Origin of the sequence: Pseudomonas sp. F01002, from assembly GCF_004402115.1 — a bacterium.
Taxonomy (GTDB): domain Bacteria; phylum Pseudomonadota; class Gammaproteobacteria; order Pseudomonadales; family Pseudomonadaceae; genus Aquipseudomonas; species Aquipseudomonas frigoris.
This window is the reverse complement of the sequence record NZ_SOPU01000017.1, coordinates 23,121-38,586: the sequence shown is the minus strand read 5'-3', so window position 1 is coordinate 38,586 and position 15,466 is coordinate 23,121. Positions and strand designations below refer to the sequence as shown.

Annotated in this window: 15 protein-coding genes; 4 read left to right on the top strand and 11 right to left on the bottom strand. The window is 57.8% G+C overall.

Going from position 1 to position 15,466, the window contains the following annotated elements:
- Positions 1-51 precede the first annotated feature (51 nt).
- The 3 genes from gnd to E3W21_RS12330 are packed head-to-tail and all read left to right on the top strand — an operon-like array spanning position 52 to position 3,370.
- Entirely contained in the window at positions 52-1,032 is a 981-nt protein-coding gene (gene gnd / locus E3W21_RS12340) for a phosphogluconate dehydrogenase (NAD(+)-dependent, decarboxylating) (RefSeq protein WP_134420033.1), read from the top strand.
- The gene (gene zwf, locus E3W21_RS12335; protein WP_134420031.1) at positions 1,029-2,552 is read left to right on the top strand and encodes a glucose-6-phosphate dehydrogenase; all 1,524 of its coding nucleotides are present in this window, start codon (positions 1,029-1,031) and stop codon (positions 2,550-2,552) included. Before gnd ends, zwf begins: the two co-directional genes overlap by 4 nt.
- Positions 2,549-3,370 (top strand): HAD family hydrolase, encoded by an 822-nt coding sequence (locus E3W21_RS12330; protein ID WP_134420029.1) that lies wholly within the window; start codon positions 2,549-2,551, stop codon positions 3,368-3,370. The genes zwf and E3W21_RS12330 overlap by 4 nt, the downstream gene beginning before the upstream one ends.
- A 118-nt stretch (positions 3,371-3,488) precedes the next feature.
- Here the strand turns inward: E3W21_RS12330 and nhaB are convergent, their stop codons facing one another.
- The 3 genes from nhaB to E3W21_RS12315 all read right to left on the bottom strand — a co-directional run bounded on the left by nhaB (position 3,489) and on the right by E3W21_RS12315 (position 6,867).
- Positions 3,489-4,991 carry a sodium/proton antiporter NhaB gene (gene nhaB, locus E3W21_RS12325; protein ID WP_129444371.1) on the bottom strand — a complete coding sequence of 501 codons (1,503 nt, stop codon included), beginning with the start codon at positions 4,989-4,991 and terminating at the stop codon, positions 3,489-3,491.
- Positions 4,992-5,069: 78 nt separating this feature from the next.
- The gene (locus E3W21_RS12320; protein ID WP_134420027.1) at positions 5,070-6,359 is read right to left on the bottom strand and encodes a hypothetical protein; all 1,290 of its coding nucleotides are present in this window, start codon (positions 6,357-6,359) and stop codon (positions 5,070-5,072) included.
- A gap of 238 nt (positions 6,360-6,597) precedes the next feature.
- The gene (locus tag E3W21_RS12315; RefSeq protein ID WP_008149930.1) at positions 6,598-6,867 is read right to left on the bottom strand and encodes a hypothetical protein; all 270 of its coding nucleotides are present in this window, start codon (positions 6,865-6,867) and stop codon (positions 6,598-6,600) included.
- A 342-nt stretch (positions 6,868-7,209) separates the two neighbouring features.
- Here E3W21_RS12315 and E3W21_RS12310 point away from each other — a divergent pair, with 342 nt between their 5' ends.
- The gene (locus tag E3W21_RS12310; protein ID WP_129444367.1) at positions 7,210-8,535 is read left to right on the top strand and encodes a sigma-54 dependent transcriptional regulator; all 1,326 of its coding nucleotides are present in this window, start codon (positions 7,210-7,212) and stop codon (positions 8,533-8,535) included.
- A gap of 156 nt (positions 8,536-8,691) precedes the next feature.
- On the opposite strand, the gene E3W21_RS12305 is transcribed toward E3W21_RS12310, so the two are convergent.
- From E3W21_RS12305 to pnuC, 8 genes are all read right to left on the bottom strand, one after another.
- Complete coding sequence (locus E3W21_RS12305; RefSeq protein ID WP_134420025.1) at positions 8,692-9,972, bottom strand: hypothetical protein; 1,281 nt, start codon at positions 9,970-9,972, stop codon at positions 8,692-8,694.
- Positions 9,973-10,018: 46 nt separating this feature from the next.
- On the bottom strand, positions 10,019-10,759 hold the full coding sequence (locus E3W21_RS12300) for a hypothetical protein (protein WP_134420023.1): 741 nt from the start codon (positions 10,757-10,759) through the stop codon (positions 10,019-10,021).
- Positions 10,760-10,793: 34 nt separating this feature from the next.
- Positions 10,794-11,474, bottom strand: a complete 681-nt coding sequence (locus E3W21_RS12295; RefSeq protein WP_134420022.1) for a C39 family peptidase — start codon at positions 11,472-11,474, stop codon at positions 10,794-10,796.
- 62 nt (positions 11,475-11,536) lie between these two features.
- Complete coding sequence (locus E3W21_RS12290; RefSeq protein WP_134420020.1) at positions 11,537-12,997, bottom strand: heme utilization protein; 1,461 nt, start codon at positions 12,995-12,997, stop codon at positions 11,537-11,539.
- A 51-nt stretch (positions 12,998-13,048) separates the two neighbouring features.
- Entirely contained in the window at positions 13,049-13,621 is a 573-nt protein-coding gene (locus E3W21_RS12285) for an adhesin (RefSeq protein WP_129444357.1), read from the bottom strand.
- A 1-nt stretch (position 13,622) separates the two neighbouring features.
- Positions 13,623-14,060 carry a hypothetical protein gene (locus E3W21_RS12280; RefSeq protein WP_134420018.1) on the bottom strand — a complete coding sequence of 146 codons (438 nt, stop codon included), beginning with the start codon at positions 14,058-14,060 and terminating at the stop codon, positions 13,623-13,625.
- A 332-nt stretch (positions 14,061-14,392) separates the two neighbouring features.
- The gene (locus E3W21_RS12275) at positions 14,393-14,917 is read right to left on the bottom strand and encodes an AAA family ATPase (RefSeq protein WP_134420016.1); all 525 of its coding nucleotides are present in this window, start codon (positions 14,915-14,917) and stop codon (positions 14,393-14,395) included.
- A partial coding sequence (gene pnuC / locus E3W21_RS12270; protein WP_134420388.1) for a nicotinamide riboside transporter PnuC occupies positions 14,914-15,466 on the bottom strand: 553 nt, incomplete at its 5' end. The genes E3W21_RS12275 and pnuC, both read right to left, overlap by 4 nt.

The following is a 15,466-nucleotide window of genomic DNA, read 5'->3' as shown; positions in this document are numbered from 1 at the left end:
GTTGGGCTATAACCTTTGACACACATTATTTGTAGTAGGGAGCATCAGCACATGCAACTCGGGATTATTGGACTGGGCCGCATGGGCGGTAATATTGCGCGGCGCCTGATGCTTAACGGTCATACCACCGTTGTTTACGATCGCAATACCGCCTTTGTCGACACCCTGGCCGCAGAAGGCGCCTCTGGCGTCATCGACCTGCCGGCGCTGGTCGCTGGCCTGGCCAAGCCACGTGCGGTGTGGGTCATGCTGCCGGCCGGCGCACCGACCGAAGACACCATCGACACCCTGAGCACCTTGCTCGAAGCTGGCGATACCATCATCGACGGCGGCAACACCTTCTATAAGGACGACATCCGCCGGGCGAAAACCCTTTCGGAAAAAGGCCTGCACTACGTCGACGTCGGTACCTCCGGCGGCGTCTGGGGCCTGGAGCGGGGCTACTGCATGATGATCGGTGGCGAAGCCGAGGTGGTTAAACGCCTTGATCCGCTGTTCGAGAGCCTTGCACCGGGCCTGGGCAACATCCCTCGCACCAAGGACCGCAAGTCCGAAGACGATCGTGCCGAACGCGGTTACATCCACGCAGGCCCGGCCGGTTCGGGCCATTTCGTGAAAATGATCCACAACGGCATTGAATACGGAATGATGCAGGCCTTCGCTGAAGGCTTCGACATCCTCAAGACCAAGGCCAGCACCAACCTGCCGGAAGATCAGCGTTTCGACCTGAACGTAGGCGACATCGCCGAAGTCTGGCGTCGTGGCAGCGTCGTGTCGTCCTGGTTGCTCGACCTGACCGCCGACGCGCTGGCCAGCGATCCGAAACTCGACGGCTATTCTGGCTCCGTGGCCGACAGCGGTGAAGGTCGCTGGACCATCGAAGCCGCCATGGAGCAATCGGTGCCGGTACCGGTGCTGTCGAACTCGCTGTTCTCGCGCTACCGTTCGCGCGGGCAAGGCACCTTTGGCGACAAGATTCTCTCGGCCCAGCGCTTCGGCTTCGGCGGCCACGTGGAGACTTCGAAAAAATGACCCGTCTGATCCGCAATAAATCCAAGGCAGAACCCGCACCACCGACCACGCTGTTCCTGTTCGGTGCCCATGGTGACCTGGTCAAGCGTCTGCTGATGCCGGCGCTGTACAACCTGAGTCGTGACGGTCTGCTTGGGGATGGACTGCGGATCATTGGCGTTGACCACAACGCCATCACCGATGAAGCCTTTGCGAAAAAACTCGAAGACTTCATTCGAGCCGAAGTGGCCACCAAGGTCGGCAAGGGCGATCAGGCCCTTGACCCGGACTTGTGGGCCAAGCTGGCCAAAGGCATCAGCTACGTCCAGGGTGACTTCCTGGACGACAGCACCTATCAAGCCCTGGCGGCGAAAATCGCCGCCAGCGGCACCGGCAACGCCGTCTTCTACCTGGCCACCGCGCCACGTTTCTTCAGCGAGGTGGTGCGTCGTCTCGGCGCCGCCGGCTTGCTGCAAGAGTCGCCAGAAGCGTTCAGAAGGGTGGTGATCGAAAAACCCTTCGGTTCCGATCTGCATACTGCCGAAGCCTTGAACGCTTGCTTGCTCAAGGTGATGACGGAAAACCAGATCTACCGGATCGATCACTATCTGGGCAAGGAAACCGTGCAGAACATTTTGATCAGCCGGTTTTCCAACAGCCTGTTTGAAGCGTTCTGGAACAATCACTACATCGACCACGTACAAATCACCGCCGCCGAAACCGTTGGCGTGGAAACCCGTGGCAGTTTTTATGAACACACCGGCGCCTTGCGGGACATGGTGCCCAATCACCTGTTCCAATTGCTGGCGATGGTCGCAATGGAACCGCCGGCCGCCTTTGGCGCCGATGCGGTACGCGGTGAGAAAGCCAAGGTGATCGGTGCGATTCGTCCCTGGACAGTCGAAGAAGCGCTGGCCAACTCGGTGCGCGGCCAATACGCGCCCGGCGAAATCGATGGCAAGCCGTTGCCGGGGTATCGCCAGGAAAACAACGTGGCGCCCGACAGCAATACCGAAACCTACGTCGCGCTGAAAGTCATGATCGACAACTGGCGCTGGGTCGGCGTGCCGTTTTACTTGCGCACCGGCAAGCGCATGAGCGTGCGCGACACCGAGATTGTCATTTGCTTCAAACCGGCGCCGTATGCGCAGTTCCGCGATACCGAGGTCGATGAGCTGCAACCGACCTATCTGCGAATCCAGATTCAGCCTAACGAAGGCATGTGGTTCGATCTGCTGGCCAAACGGCCCGGGCCGGCCTTGAAAATGGCCAATATCGAACTGGGCTTTGCCTACAAGGATTTCTTTGAAATGCAGCCGTCCACCGGCTATGAAACCCTGATCTACGATTGCCTGACCGGCGATCAGACGCTGTTTCAGCGCGCCGACAACATCGAGAACGGCTGGCGCGCCGTACAGCCTTTCCTTGATGCCTGGCAGCAGGACGTGAGCGTGCAGAGCTATGCCGCTGGCGAAGACGGCCCGCAGGCTGCGGAAGATCTGCTGACTCGCGACGGTCGCGTCTGGCACGGTCTCGGATGAGTGATACCACGTCGCAACCCATCCGTTTTCTGCTCAGTGATATGGACGGCACCTTGTTGCTGCCTGATCACAGTCTCAGCCAACGCACCATAGAAGCGGTCCGTTCCTTGCGCGAGGCGGGCGTGTTGTTCAGCCTGGCCACCGGCCGTCCACCCAAAGCCATGTTGCAGCAGATTGAAGCCCTGGGCGTCGACCTGCCGACGGCAGCCTTCAATGGCGGCACCATCGTCAATCCGGACGGCAGTTTGCTGGTCGCGCATTACTTGCCGGCAACGGCGGCGTTGACCACGTTGGCGCTGTTTGCCGACCGGCCGGACATCGAAATCTGGGTGTTCAGTGGTGGCGACTGGTTGCTGAAAGATCCGAACGGCCCAATGGTGCCTCGTGAACAGCACGGCCTGGGTTATCCGCCAGTGGTGGTCGAGAGTTTTGAGCCGTACCTGGAACGCATCGACAAGATCGTCGCCACCAGCAACAACACGCAGTTGTTGATTGAGCTGGAAGCGCTCCTGCTGCCCAAAGTGGAAGGCCAGGCACAGGTCTCCCGTTCACAGCCGATTTATCTGGACGTGACCGCGATGCAAGCCAACAAGGGTGCAGCGCTGGCGACACTGGCCGAATTTCTCGGTGTGCCGCTGGAGCAGACCGCGGCGCTGGGCGATGGCGGCAACGACCCGGCGATGTTTCACCGCGCAGGCTTGTCGATTGCCATGGGGCAGTCGGAAGAGGCAGTGAAGCGCCAGGCGGACGTGGTGACGGGCGCCAATACCGAGGACGGCGCGGCGCAGGCAATCGAGCGCTACATCCTGAAACGCTGAAACCCCTGTAGGAGCTGTCGAGTGCAACGAGGCTGCGATCTTTTGATGTTGCTTTTACAAGCGGGATCAAAAGATCGCAGCCTCGTTGCACTCGACAGCTCCTACAGGTTGATTGGTGTTACAGCCAGAAACTCACTGCATACCAGCCAAGAACACCCATCACCACGGTGTACGGCAACGCCATCCACACCATCCGTCCGTACGACAGTCGAATCAGCGGTGCAATCGCCGAGGTCAGCAGGAACAGAAACGCAGCCTGACCATTGGGCGTCGCCACGCTCGGCAGGTTGGTGCCGGTGTTGATCGCAATCGCCAGCGTCTCGAAATGCTCACGGCTCATGTGGCCGGAGATGAAGGCCTGTTTGACTTCGGTGATGTAAATGGTCGCGACGAACACGTTATCGCTGATGGCCGACAGCAAGCCGTTGGCAATAAACAGCATGCCCGGCTGTTGATCCGCTGGCAGCGCCAGCACCCACTGGATCAAAGGCGTGAACAGTTGCTGATCGTGAATCACCGCCACCACCGCGAAAAACACCACCAGCAGCGCTGTGAACGGCATGGCGTCCTTGAACGCGTTGCCGATACGGTGCTCGTCGGTGATGCCAGTGAATGCGGTGATCAGCACGATCACCATCAAACCGATCAGGCCGACCTCAGCAACATGGAACGCCAACCCCGCAATCAGAATCAGCGCTGCCAATCCCTGCACGATGAGCGCTGCACGTTGGCGCGAGGTGCGTTCGGCATTGTCTTCGGCGGCGTAATTGGCCAGAACCGCACGCACGTTGTCCGGCAACAGCGTGCCGTAACCGAACCAGCGAAGTTTCTCCAGCAGGACGCAGGTCACCAGGCCGGCCACCAGGACCGGCAATGAAACCGGGGCGACTTTCAGAAAGAACTCAGAGAAGTGCCAGCCCATCTCGTGGCCGATCAGCAGGTTCTGCGGCTCACCGACCAATGTGCAAACACCGCCCAGTGCGGTACCCACGGCACCGTGCATCAGCAGGCTGCGCAGAAAGGCGCGGAATTGTTCGAGGTCGGCGTGATGGAGTGTGGGCAGGTGCTGGTCATCGCCAAACGCGCTGTCCTGACGCGGATCATTGCCGGAGGCGACGCGGTGATACACCGAGTAAAAGCCGACGGCTGCACTGATGATCACGGCGGTCACGGTCAAGGCATCAAGAAACGCCGACAGAAACGCCGACAGGAAGCAGAACATCAACGCCAGCAGCGCCTTGGAGCGAATCCCGAGCAGCAGCCGTGAGAACAGAAACAGCAGCAGGTCTTTCATGAAGTAGATGCCGGCCACCATGAACATCAGCAGCAGGATCACCGGAAAGTTGTGCACCAGCTCGTCGTAGAGTGCCTGGGGCGTGGTCATCTTCAGCAACAGTGCTTCGATCAACAACAGGCCGCCGGGCATTAACGGATAACACTTGAGCGCCATGGCCAGGGTGAAGATGAACTCCAGCACCAGCAGCCAGCCGGCCACCACCGGGCCTACGGTCCACAGCGCCAATGCGTTGAGAATCAGGAAACCGACAATGCTTGCCTTGTACCAGCGGGGTGAATGCCCGAGAAAATTGTGCGCGAACGCCTGAGCCATTGAACCGGGCATCGGCTACTCCTTGTATTAAGAAGCGCGCAACTTGCCGTAAGGGGAACGGAAGATCAAGTGTAGGAAAACTGTGCAGGCCTACCCAAGATAGCGTGCGACGATCGATCGATAGTTGCCGTCCAGTGAATAGCCTCCGACGACGATGTTTCCATCGGCCTGCATGACCACTGAAGTCGCGGTATCCAGGCTGCGGCTCAGGCGGGTGCGAACCCAGCCGGCGCCATTGCCGAAGCTGCGATCGAGTTGCCCGTCGGGTAGATGTCGCGCCAGAATGAAATCCGCCTCGACGCCGCCGATCGTGGCTCCGACCGTCACCACGCAGCCGTCCGGCAGTGCCTTTGCGTCGGTCCACTGGCAGCCGCTGTGACCGATTTCCAGCAGTTGGGCCTGGCCTCCATTGCAATGAATGTCCGGGCGGCCGTTGCTGTGTACTTTCAGTGCCAGGCAATGCATCGGGTCGCGGCTGCTGCCAAAGCACTGCACATCGCCATTTTCCTGTTGGACGATCCGGCTGACCTGAGCGCTATACCCACGTGCCTTGAAGGTCATGAAACCATCCACGGCGAAGCAATCGTCGAGCCTGCCGTCGGTGTGATAACGGGCCAACAGACCTTCTTCAGGGAAGTTGATCGACCCGCCCACCAGGATCCGGCCGTCTCGTTGCACCATCAGGCTGCTGAGCCAAGTATTCATCAACAAGTGCCTGACAATCACGAAGCCACGACCGTTGAAGGTGTCGTCCAGCGAGCCGTCGGTGTTGAGTCGTATCAGCATGCCGACATGATCGGCAAGTTCGAAGTGATGATTGGCCTGCAGCAAGATTCGGCCATCCTCCTGCACGCAGACATCACAGGCTTCTGCTCCCGGTACGCCGGGTGGTAGCCAGGTGTCACGCACGCCTTGGGAAAGCCCCCCCGGCAGACGCACGACGCAGCGGCCATTGTCGCCAAAACATTGAACCGGCCGACCATGCTGATCAAACAGGGCGAGGGCGGGCAGTGTCCGGTGAGCATTTTCGTAGTGCAGGCCGGCAACCAGAATGTGCCCATCGGGCAGTACGTGGACTTTGCCGGCCATGGCCTCGAAGCCGTGTTCAAATTGCCCGATGACGCTGCCTTGATTGCCGAACGCCAGATCCGCCGAGCCGTCCTCGAGCAAGCGTGCCACGCCGAAGCGGCTACCGCCTGGCGTTCCGACCTTCGCCGCGACTAACAACCTGCCGCGTGAATCAATCGCGACCCCGTTGGCCATGCTTGAGAGGCTGCCAGCGAAATACACCTGGGTTTTGCCAGACGAGGCAAAGGTTGTATCAAGTTTGCCGGCGTTGTTCCGGGTTTCCGGTAATGCAAGCGCGGTCTGGATTGACATGCACGCAGCTCCTTGCGAGTCGTCCTGAACCGGGAGTTTGGGTGGCGACTGTATAAGGAAACATTCAATCCCTGAACGCCTGGATGCACAACTGTCATAACTAACAGGCGGAGGGTCGCTGTGTGCCAGAACAGTGTCTTTTCGACCCACTGACAAGCCTGCCAAGTAGTTGGGTGCGTGCAAGTTCGAAGAATAATCGGGGAGGGTGCGGGTTACCGTTTAGTAACCCGCAAAACGCTTAGTGTGGCATCGACCACGATTGGAGTTTGTAACCCTCCTCGCTCAATTCCGCACGTGCCGCTTCAAGCAGGCATTCAAGTTGCGCAGGATCGGTATAGGCACTGCTTGGGATCTGCTTGCGGCCGATGCTGCGGGTGTTGGTGCGATCGATAACGGTCAGGCTGAGTTCGCCATTGCCGTCTTGTGGGGCCCAGGCCACGCATTGGAACGGTTGGAATGCGCGGTCGGCAATCAAAAGAGCTTCGTTGATGCGGAGCGGGGCGTTCATGGGTTTTTCTCTCTGTATGCCCAATCAAGTGATGTGCCGTCGGTTGGGCTTACCGTTCGGCTGGTTACTTGTACTGATGCCCGCAACCGGGGGGTGGGTCACATACAATTAAAAGAAATATCAACTTTCTTTCATTGGCTCAAGGTTTGGACAGGGTTTGAAAGCTGAATGAAAGGCAGGACTCGTTAGGTAACTAACTAAGTCGCTTCTTATAACTAATAACGCAACTGCTCTATAGTCAAACGGTACAAGGTCACGTCAAATTATTGCTAACGTTACAGCCAGGTCCGCCAAACGACTGTTTTTAATAATATTTCATAAATTTGGCGCCAAGGAACAGTCATGATCGAAGCGCCTGCCTTACGACGTCTGTTAGTAGTGGACCCTTGCGACGACTGTCATCGTCTGCTGCCGGTTTTGCGCTCTGTGGGTTGGGACGTTGACAGCTGCACCCTGGAAAACGTTGCCGACAAAACCTGCGATGTCGGCCTGTTGCGTTTGCAGCCTTTTCACCTCGAACGCCCGGAAGCCGTCAAAGAGCTGATCAGCCGAAGCGGTACCGAGTGGATCGCCGTACTCAACCAGGAAGTCCTGCGATTGCAGAATGTCGGGGACTTTGTCTGCGAATGGTTTTTCGATTTCCATACCTTGCCATTCGATGTGTCCCGGGTTCAGGTGACGCTGGGCCGAGCGTTCGGGATGGCACGCCTGCGTGGGCAGGGCACGGTTCACATTGATCAGCCTGAACACGAGCTGCTTGGCGACAGCAAACCCATTCGCGAACTGCGCAAGTTGCTGAGCAAGCTGGCGCCCACCGAGTCTCCGGTATTGATCCGTGGTGAAAGCGGTACCGGTAAAGAACTGGTCGCCCGCACGCTCCATCGACAATCCCAGCGTCACAGCAAACCCTTTGTTGCGATCAATTGCGGCGCAATTCCCGAACACTTGATCCAGTCCGAACTGTTTGGCCACGAGAAGGGGGCCTTTACTGGCGCCCATCAACGCAAGGTCGGGCGGATCGAAGCGGCTAATGGCGGCACGCTGTTTCTCGACGAAATCGGTGATCTGCCCCTGGAGCTGCAGGCGAACCTGTTGCGTTTCCTCCAGGAAAAGCACATCGAGCGGGTGGGCGGCAGTCAGCCGATTCCCGTGGATGTGCGGGTGTTGGCCGCGACCCATGTCGATCTTGAGGCCGCGATCGAGAAGAAACGCTTTCGCGAAGATCTGTACTATCGCCTGAACGTGTTGCAGGTCGCGACCGCACCCCTGCGTGAGCGCAATGGCGATCTGTCGATGCTGGCGAACCACTTTTCCCATTTCTACAGCCATGAAACCGGCCGCCGTCCGCGCAGCTTCAGTGAAGATGCCTTGATTGCCATGGGCAAGCATGACTGGCCGGGCAATGTGCGCGAGCTGGCCAATCGGGTACGTCGCGGGTTGGTACTGGCCGAAGGCCGGCAGATCGAAGCGCGAGACCTGGGGCTGATCAGCCAGCAGGCCATTGCCGCGCCGATGGGCACGCTGGAGAACTACAAGCACCGGGCAGAGCGCCAGGCCTTGTGTGATGTACTTAACCGCCACAGCGATAATTTGAGCATCGCCGCCAAGGTGCTGGGGATATCCAGGCCTACCTTCTACCGTTTGTTGCACAAGCATCAGATACGTTAGACGCAAGATCTAAAAATCAAAAGATCGCAGCCTCCGGCAGCTCCTACATTGGAATGGGTTCACCCTGTAGGAGCTGCCGGAGGCTGCGATCTTTTGATCTACAACAAAAAAAGCCCCGCTGGGATTGAAGTCGCAGCGGGGCTTTGTTGTTGTGGATTAGAAGTAGTACGGGAATTTCAGGCTGAAGGAAAAGTCTGGCGAGTCGTCGGTCAGTCCGATGGACAGGTTGGGAACGATGGTCAGGTTATTGGTTGCTGCCAGGGTCATGCCGATGTTGAAGTTGGCCGAGTTGTAATCGCTGTTGGTAATCGATTGCCAATCGCCACCGTCCGGCTTGATCTTGCTCTTGCGGGCGAACTGATCGGTGAACGAGAACGACATACTCATCTTCTCGTTCAAGGCGAATGCAATGCCTGCGCCGACCTGCCAGGAATCGCCCAGTTTCACGTCCCCGCGTACCTTGGAGTTGACCTGAGGGCTGATGTCGCTGAAAGAGTCTTGCATGTTGTAGGTGTAGGCCAGGCTGCCGAACAGCACGGCCGGGTCGAAGGTCTTGACCAGCGAGATACCCGGGGTGATGGACCAGACACCATTGCCGGTAGGCAAGTCTTCGGGTACCGAGAGGTTATCATTGCCCGAGTCCTTGACCAGCTTGATGCCGTATGGATCCTTGCCGGTCGGCGCCTTGACGCGCAGTGTAGCGACCGCGTCGGGCAGGCTGGCCGACTCATCCAGAAACTTGTAAGCAACGCCAAAGTTCACATCACCGATGGTCGGGTCGCGGGTAACGGTTGCGTCCGACGTCACCGGGCCTGCGCCACCTGCGCCACCGGAGGAATACGTTGATTCGCGATAAACCACGGGGACGTTAATGTCGAACTGCCAACGTTGTGCCACGTTGTAGCGGCCGGTCAGGTCCAGTGTCCAGTTATCCGCCTTGATACGGTCGATATCAATGTTGCCGAGAAAAATCGAGTCCAGTGCCAGAAAGCCATTGAGCGTCAGCGCACGGGTATCGTAGTGCGTGTAGGTGATGCCGGTTTCGAGGCTGAACTTGCCGCCACCGAAGAAGCCGCTGGCTTCGTCATACAGGTTGGAAACGCTTTGCGCAGGCTCCGAATCATCCTTGAGCGATTGGCCGTATGAACTGCCTGTGGTTCCCGGCGCACCGGCGGCCACCGTCTGGGCACCCTTGGTCGTTTCGGCAGGGGATTTGGTCAGGCGTTTGGGAGCCGGTGTCGCAGGTGTTTCTTCGACTTGGCGAACGCGTTGCTCGAGTACCATCAGCGCGTTCTGTTGTGCTTCGTAACGCTGTTTCAACTCCATTAGTTCTTGTTTTAGTATTTCGACCTGGGGGTCCGGTGCTGCGTGTAGCAGTGCCGCCGGGGCCAGGCTACTCAAACAAACGATAGCTCTGAACGTTAACGATCGGTGCATAGGTTAGCCGTCCCTTCTGACTTCATCTGATGAGACTGAGCGTAGATCAGAATCCTTGAGTGCGAAGACCTTTGAGCTGGTCCAGGTTGCCATTCAGCGACCCGCCTGTCGCCACGTTGTCACTCAGCACGACATTGAGGGACGTGAAGTTGCGGACCTGGTTACCACCGCCGAGCAAAGTCGTGTTCTGCATCAGCCCACCCTGTGCCAGGCGTTGTTCGGTACTCCCCTGGTTGTTGTTGGCCACGATGTTGAGTTGCACACCCGTACCGGTCGAGGAAATGCTCAGCGAGCCCGCGCCATTGGCGCCGACCAACGTCGAGCCTGCGGCCAGTGCCTGGCCATGCTGTTGCGTTGCTGGTGCTTGGTTAGCTTTTGTGACGTTGATATCAACGTTGTTGTAGGCAGTGTTATGGTCGCCGGCAGCGCGCACGACCTGAGTGACGCCTTCGGTGCTGTTGAGGCCGCTGCCGCCAATGACAGTGCCGGTGCCTTGCGAACTCGCTGAACCGTTACCTTTTTCGTCGATCATCAATACATAGAACTGTGGCTTGATGGTCGATTGTTGAATTTGCATCGAGGAAGTTGCCCCGATCACTTCACCGTTGGCATTTTGCCAAGTACTGGTCATGACAATGCCAAAACTGACGATCCGTCCCGGCATGACATAGCGGCCTCGCAGGGTCGCCAATTCCTGATCATTCAGTTCAATGGGTTTGAACGTCTGTGCCTGGGTCGGCAGGCTGGCGGCCAGGCAAACCACGGCCAGCCAGATTGGAGTCTTCATTGGAATGCTCCCGGAGCGTCGTGCTCCCTTGTTATTAGAAGAAGTCGCTTTGGATGAATCCGAAATCCATCAACTCTGCGTCTTGCACCGGGCTGAAGGTGTTGATGCGGTTTTTGGCGGTCAGTGGCAGTGGGGGGGCGAGCAACGCATTGGCTTTGTCGTAGCCCTGGCCGATGACGGCAAAGATGATGCCGTTCCAGCCTTTTACAAAGTCTTCGACTTTGTAACGTTTATGACCGAGTACCGGATCTCCGATATATACCCAGCCCTGATGGACTCTTTGCATGACCACAAAATGTTTGTAGCCACGGATATCCATGAGTACCACGACCGGAATTCTGATCTCGCTCAACGTTTCCGGCGCTACCCGGTAGCCACGGGCCCGCATGCCGATACTTTCCACGTAGCGCTTCATGTCGAGCATGGAAAAGCCCTGGACGCGGACAAGATCCTGATCGGAGTGTGACAGCATGCCTTCGATGATTTGTTCTTCGTTCACGTCCAGCCAATAGGCCTGGCGCAAGACGGTAGCCAGCGCAGCTGCGCCGCAACTGAAGTCGGTTTTCTGTTGCACCAGGTCGGCAAACTTGCGCTCACGCACGCTTTGGATCGGCTTGAACACCACCGCGCCGCCCGGCAGGACGGAAAGCGGCAGTTGTGCAGCCTCGATCACACTGGCCACGCAAAGCAAAAATGCCAAGGCGATAATGCGCATAGTGGGACGCCTTCTGGTTGTGTTGAAAAAGGCCCCCATAAGGGGGCCTCCAGAGACAGCAATTAGAACGACTGGTTGGAAATGGCCAGCGAGTTGCTTTGTTGGTTACCCACACCGGCAGCCACGTTGACGCCCAGGTTGCCACTGCCGCCATTCACCGAACCGCTCAGGGTTGCAGTGTTGGTCACAGGGTTGGCCCAGCCAGTTGGAGTCAGCACTTGATAGGAATAGGTGTTGCTCAAATCAAATGAACTGCTCTCACTGAAGCTTCCCGCTTTTGCGAACTCGGATTCGGACGATTTACTGCCCGATTTTTCGAACGAGGAGGCATTCGATTTCTCGAACGACTTATCGAACGATTTTGCGAACGAGGAATCGCTCGATCTGTCGTACGAGGAATCGCTCGATCTGTCGTACGAGGAGTCGCGAGATCTGTCGAAGGAGGAATCGCGCGATTTGTCGAACGATTTGTTTACCGCTACGTTAAGCGTTGCGTCAAGCGATGCGGTAAGCGATGCGTCGGAACTGCTGCTGCGGGTGCGATCGCCATTGCCATTATTGACGGTAGTGGAATGGGAAGCCGCAGTAGCAGCGTCCAAAGTAGCGCTCAAGGAAGCATCCAAGGATGCACTCGAAGAACCGCTTGCACTACTGCTGTTGGAACCGCTCGCAGAACTGCTGTTAGAACCGCTCGCAGAACTGCTGTTGGAACCGCTCGCATTGCTGCTCTTCGAACCGCTTATATCAACGCTAAGGGAACCGCTGGAATTAGAGCTCTTGGCACCGGCCGCGGCCCAGCTCGAAGAAGCGCTTTCACTGCCGCTAACCTCGAACGACTTATCTTTAGAGAAACTACCGCTGGCCGTGTTGGTAACGGTAATCGTATCCACGCGGTAGGTCCGATCAGCGGTGTTATTCACTGTCAGGCCAGGACCGCTTTGATTGGCAGAGGCGCTGGCTGTTGCGTTACCCAGCGGGGCATTGGAGTTGGCAATTGCCATGGTGTTTTTCTGCTGGTTGAGGTCGCCGCCAGCAATGTTGATACCCATGTTGCCGCTACTGCCATCGCCCGAACCGCTCATCACGGCAGAGTTTGTGACGCCGTAGTTGTTGACCTTGTTATTGTTGCTGAATTGCGAGACTCGAGCGGTGGCTTCGGAAGTGCCGAACACGAAGCTGTTATCGAGACTGGAGGTGGAGCCAGCGTTTGCGATGGCGGCCGCGTTGTCTTGTTGGTTGCCGGCGCCTGCTGCCACGTTGACGCCGACGTTGCCGCTCGCGCCTCCGCCAGAGCTGCTCATCTCGGCTGAGTTCCGAGTCCCTTCGTTGTGGATGCGGTTGCCGGTACTGGTCTGCCTATCGTTCGCATTGGCGGTCGCGTCGGTATGGATCCATGTTGGAGGAGGGGTGTGGTGACCGTTGTTATGGTGATTACGTCGATCGTTCTGTCCAGCTTGAGCAGCAACAGCCAAGACCGCAGCGATTGCAAAAACCAGAGGTTTTATTGCCATCGAAGGTTTCATGGTGATTCTCCGTACTTATTTTAGGTTAAGTGTTGTACCTACCTGTTTGGGTCAATCCGTGACCCGTACGCTCAGGGTATTGGCCGTTCGGTTTCCCACCCCGGCGCTCTGATTCAACTGGATCACCCCACGGCTACCGGTGAAGGCCTGATCGCTGGTAGCGACCTGGCGATAGCCTGGTGCAGAGTCAGTTGGATCGGAGTTAGTGATCAGCGTCACGTTCTGTTGCCTGAGGACGCTGTCGTCGATGCTTTGCGGCTGTGTACTGATGCTTATCCGCAGGGCATTGGCTTGCTGGTTGCTGGCGCCCGCGCTCTGGTTGACGCCCAGTACGCCGTTGCCGTGGCTGAAGGAGTCGCCTTGAATGCTGGATCGAGCATCGATCCTGGGGTCGACCACCGTACGCAGCCGTTGGCGAATCTGTGTGGTCGCGCTGGCCCCATGGCCCACGGCGATGGCCCGGGCGTTAGCCTGTTGCTGTAGATCGCCGGCAGCCTGGTTGACCGCGAGGTTGCCCTGGTACTGCGTGCCCGAGCCGTCGATTTCGGCGTTGTTTATGACGGGAGATTGGGCAAAGGTCGATGCACTGCAAAACATGGCGATAATCAGCAGCGTACGATTCATCTTAACGGTCTCCCGTTATGACTTTCAGAGCACCCAGGCCTTGCTGGACGCTTGAATTGACCATGTTTGCAATACCGTTGCCCGAATTTCCCGAACGTCCGGCGGGGAGGTTGGAAAGCTGGGTCTGGTTGCTGATATTGCCGCCCAGGTTGTTGGTGTTTTGAGTGATCAGGCGGGAGATGCCTGCACCACTGGCGACACCGGCAAAGTCGCCGTCGCTCAACTCGTTCGTTTGACTGATGATTTGTTTGGACGGATTGGCATTGGCGGTCGTGGGGCTAGGGTCGGGCATCAACGGCGCACGCGTTGCCATGCGTGGTTGGACATCACGTTTGATAATGATGATGCCGTTGTCAGCCTGTACAGGCAGGCAGACACTTGAGCCCAGTGCGCATCCGATCAGCAAGAGGCTATAAATGCTTTTATCAAATTTCCCCACAGCGGCAATTCCTTCTGTAAGTGAAACGCTGGCCCTTATCCGCGTTACGAGGAAGAGAGCAGAAGGTGTGCCGGTTCTTGTTTTTCTTTTAAAACCAGTTGGTTGGCTTTAATTGTCGAGGTGGTCAAAAAAATTTTGTAACGCCACTGAGACAAGAGCCACGCAAAAACGCCGTCCATGCTGGCGGCATTGCTCGCCAAGGGCGCTGAAGGCAGGTTGTATCAGTGGCTTAACATTTTCTTGCTGGAGTGCTCGGGCCGCTTCAGCTCGCAGGTTTGCGCAGGGGGGGGTGTTTCAGGAATGGACATTTGCGGCAGGGCTGGGTACCCCTGTCAGGCCTTGAGCAAGCGCGTCACAGCCTCGAATGCCGCGTCCTTGCGCTGTTTCCAATCACCTTGCAGTACCTGGCAAGGCTGGCGGTGCAGGTCAAGCCATTGGCGGCTGGCCTGGAAAAACGCCTGGCGTGCTGCCAGTTGCGGTTGGCAACGCTGCCCGTCGTCATGCCAGGCCACGGTTTCGGGGCTCAGCAGCAAATGCAGGTCGTAGTGCCGTGCCAACAATGCTTGCTCTATCCACGTCGGGCAAGCGCCAAACAAGGTCTGGCTCCAGAGGATGTTGCTCAACAAGTGAGTGTCGAGAATCAGCAAATGCGGCTGTCGGGCGCGTGCCTCGTCCTCCCATTTCAGCTGTCCTCGGGCGATTTCCGGAATGTCGGCCAGGCAGGTGTCTCGTGGGTTCTGTTCGATGAACCAGCGTACATATTCGTCTACCAGGACACCGCCGAAATGCTGTTGTAACTCGGCTGCCAGCCAACTCTTGCCGCTGGATTCGGGGCCTGTGAGTACCAGAACTTTCATGTGCGCAACGCCGGATCGGCCCGCCATTCCCGCCAGCCTTGCACGGCAATCAGGGCGAACAGCGCGTAGAGCCCAGCGGTCAGGTACAGGTCTTTGTAGATAAACAGCCCGACGAAGATCACATCCAGGGTGAACCACAGCGGCCAGCATTGAACGCGTTTTTGCGCCATCCATAACTGCGCCACCAGGCTGAAACCAGTCAGTGCCGCATCGAGCCAGGGTTGTGCGGCATCAGTCCAGTTCGCCATTGCAGCGCCCAGCAACAGACTGCCGATCGCTCCAATGACCAGACTGATAGCGACCGATTTAGCGTCGAGTAGGCTGACCTGCCGACCATGGCGCGCGTCCCCCACATGCGTCCACTGCCACCAGCCATAGAGCTGCAATGCGGCGTAGATCACCTGCAGGAGCATGTCCGAGTAGAGCTTCACCTCAAAAAAGATCCAGCTATAAAGCAGCACCATGACCAGACCGATCGGCCAGCACCAGGGGTTCTGTTTGACCGTCAACCAGACGGCAATGACACCGAGGGCAGCGGCAAACAGTTCA

Bases quoted from the DNA above. Each gene is read 5' to 3' on its own strand.
- gnd (WP_134420033.1), top strand. From the start codon at position 52: ATGCAACTCGGGATTATTGGACTGGGCCGCATGGGCGGTAATATTGCG.
- zwf (WP_134420031.1), top strand. From the start codon at position 1,029: ATGACCCGTCTGATCCGCAATAAATCCAAGGCAGAACCCGCACCACCG.
- E3W21_RS12330 (WP_134420029.1), top strand. From the start codon at position 2,549: ATGAGTGATACCACGTCGCAACCCATCCGTTTTCTGCTCAGTGATATG.
- nhaB (WP_129444371.1), bottom strand. From the start codon at position 4,991: ATGCCCGGTTCAATGGCTCAGGCGTTCGCGCACAATTTTCTCGGGCAT.
- E3W21_RS12320 (WP_134420027.1), bottom strand. From the start codon at position 6,359: ATGTCAATCCAGACCGCGCTTGCATTACCGGAAACCCGGAACAACGCC.
- E3W21_RS12315 (WP_008149930.1), bottom strand. From the start codon at position 6,867: ATGAACGCCCCGCTCCGCATCAACGAAGCTCTTTTGATTGCCGACCGC.
- E3W21_RS12310 (WP_129444367.1), top strand. From the start codon at position 7,210: ATGATCGAAGCGCCTGCCTTACGACGTCTGTTAGTAGTGGACCCTTGC.
- E3W21_RS12305 (WP_134420025.1), bottom strand. From the start codon at position 9,972: ATGCACCGATCGTTAACGTTCAGAGCTATCGTTTGTTTGAGTAGCCTG.
- E3W21_RS12300 (WP_134420023.1), bottom strand. From the start codon at position 10,759: ATGAAGACTCCAATCTGGCTGGCCGTGGTTTGCCTGGCCGCCAGCCTG.
- E3W21_RS12295 (WP_134420022.1), bottom strand. From the start codon at position 11,474: ATGCGCATTATCGCCTTGGCATTTTTGCTTTGCGTGGCCAGTGTGATC.
- E3W21_RS12290 (WP_134420020.1), bottom strand. From the start codon at position 12,997: ATGAAACCTTCGATGGCAATAAAACCTCTGGTTTTTGCAATCGCTGCG.
- E3W21_RS12285 (WP_129444357.1), bottom strand. From the start codon at position 13,621: ATGAATCGTACGCTGCTGATTATCGCCATGTTTTGCAGTGCATCGACC.
- E3W21_RS12275 (WP_134420016.1), bottom strand. From the start codon at position 14,917: ATGAAAGTTCTGGTACTCACAGGCCCCGAATCCAGCGGCAAGAGTTGG.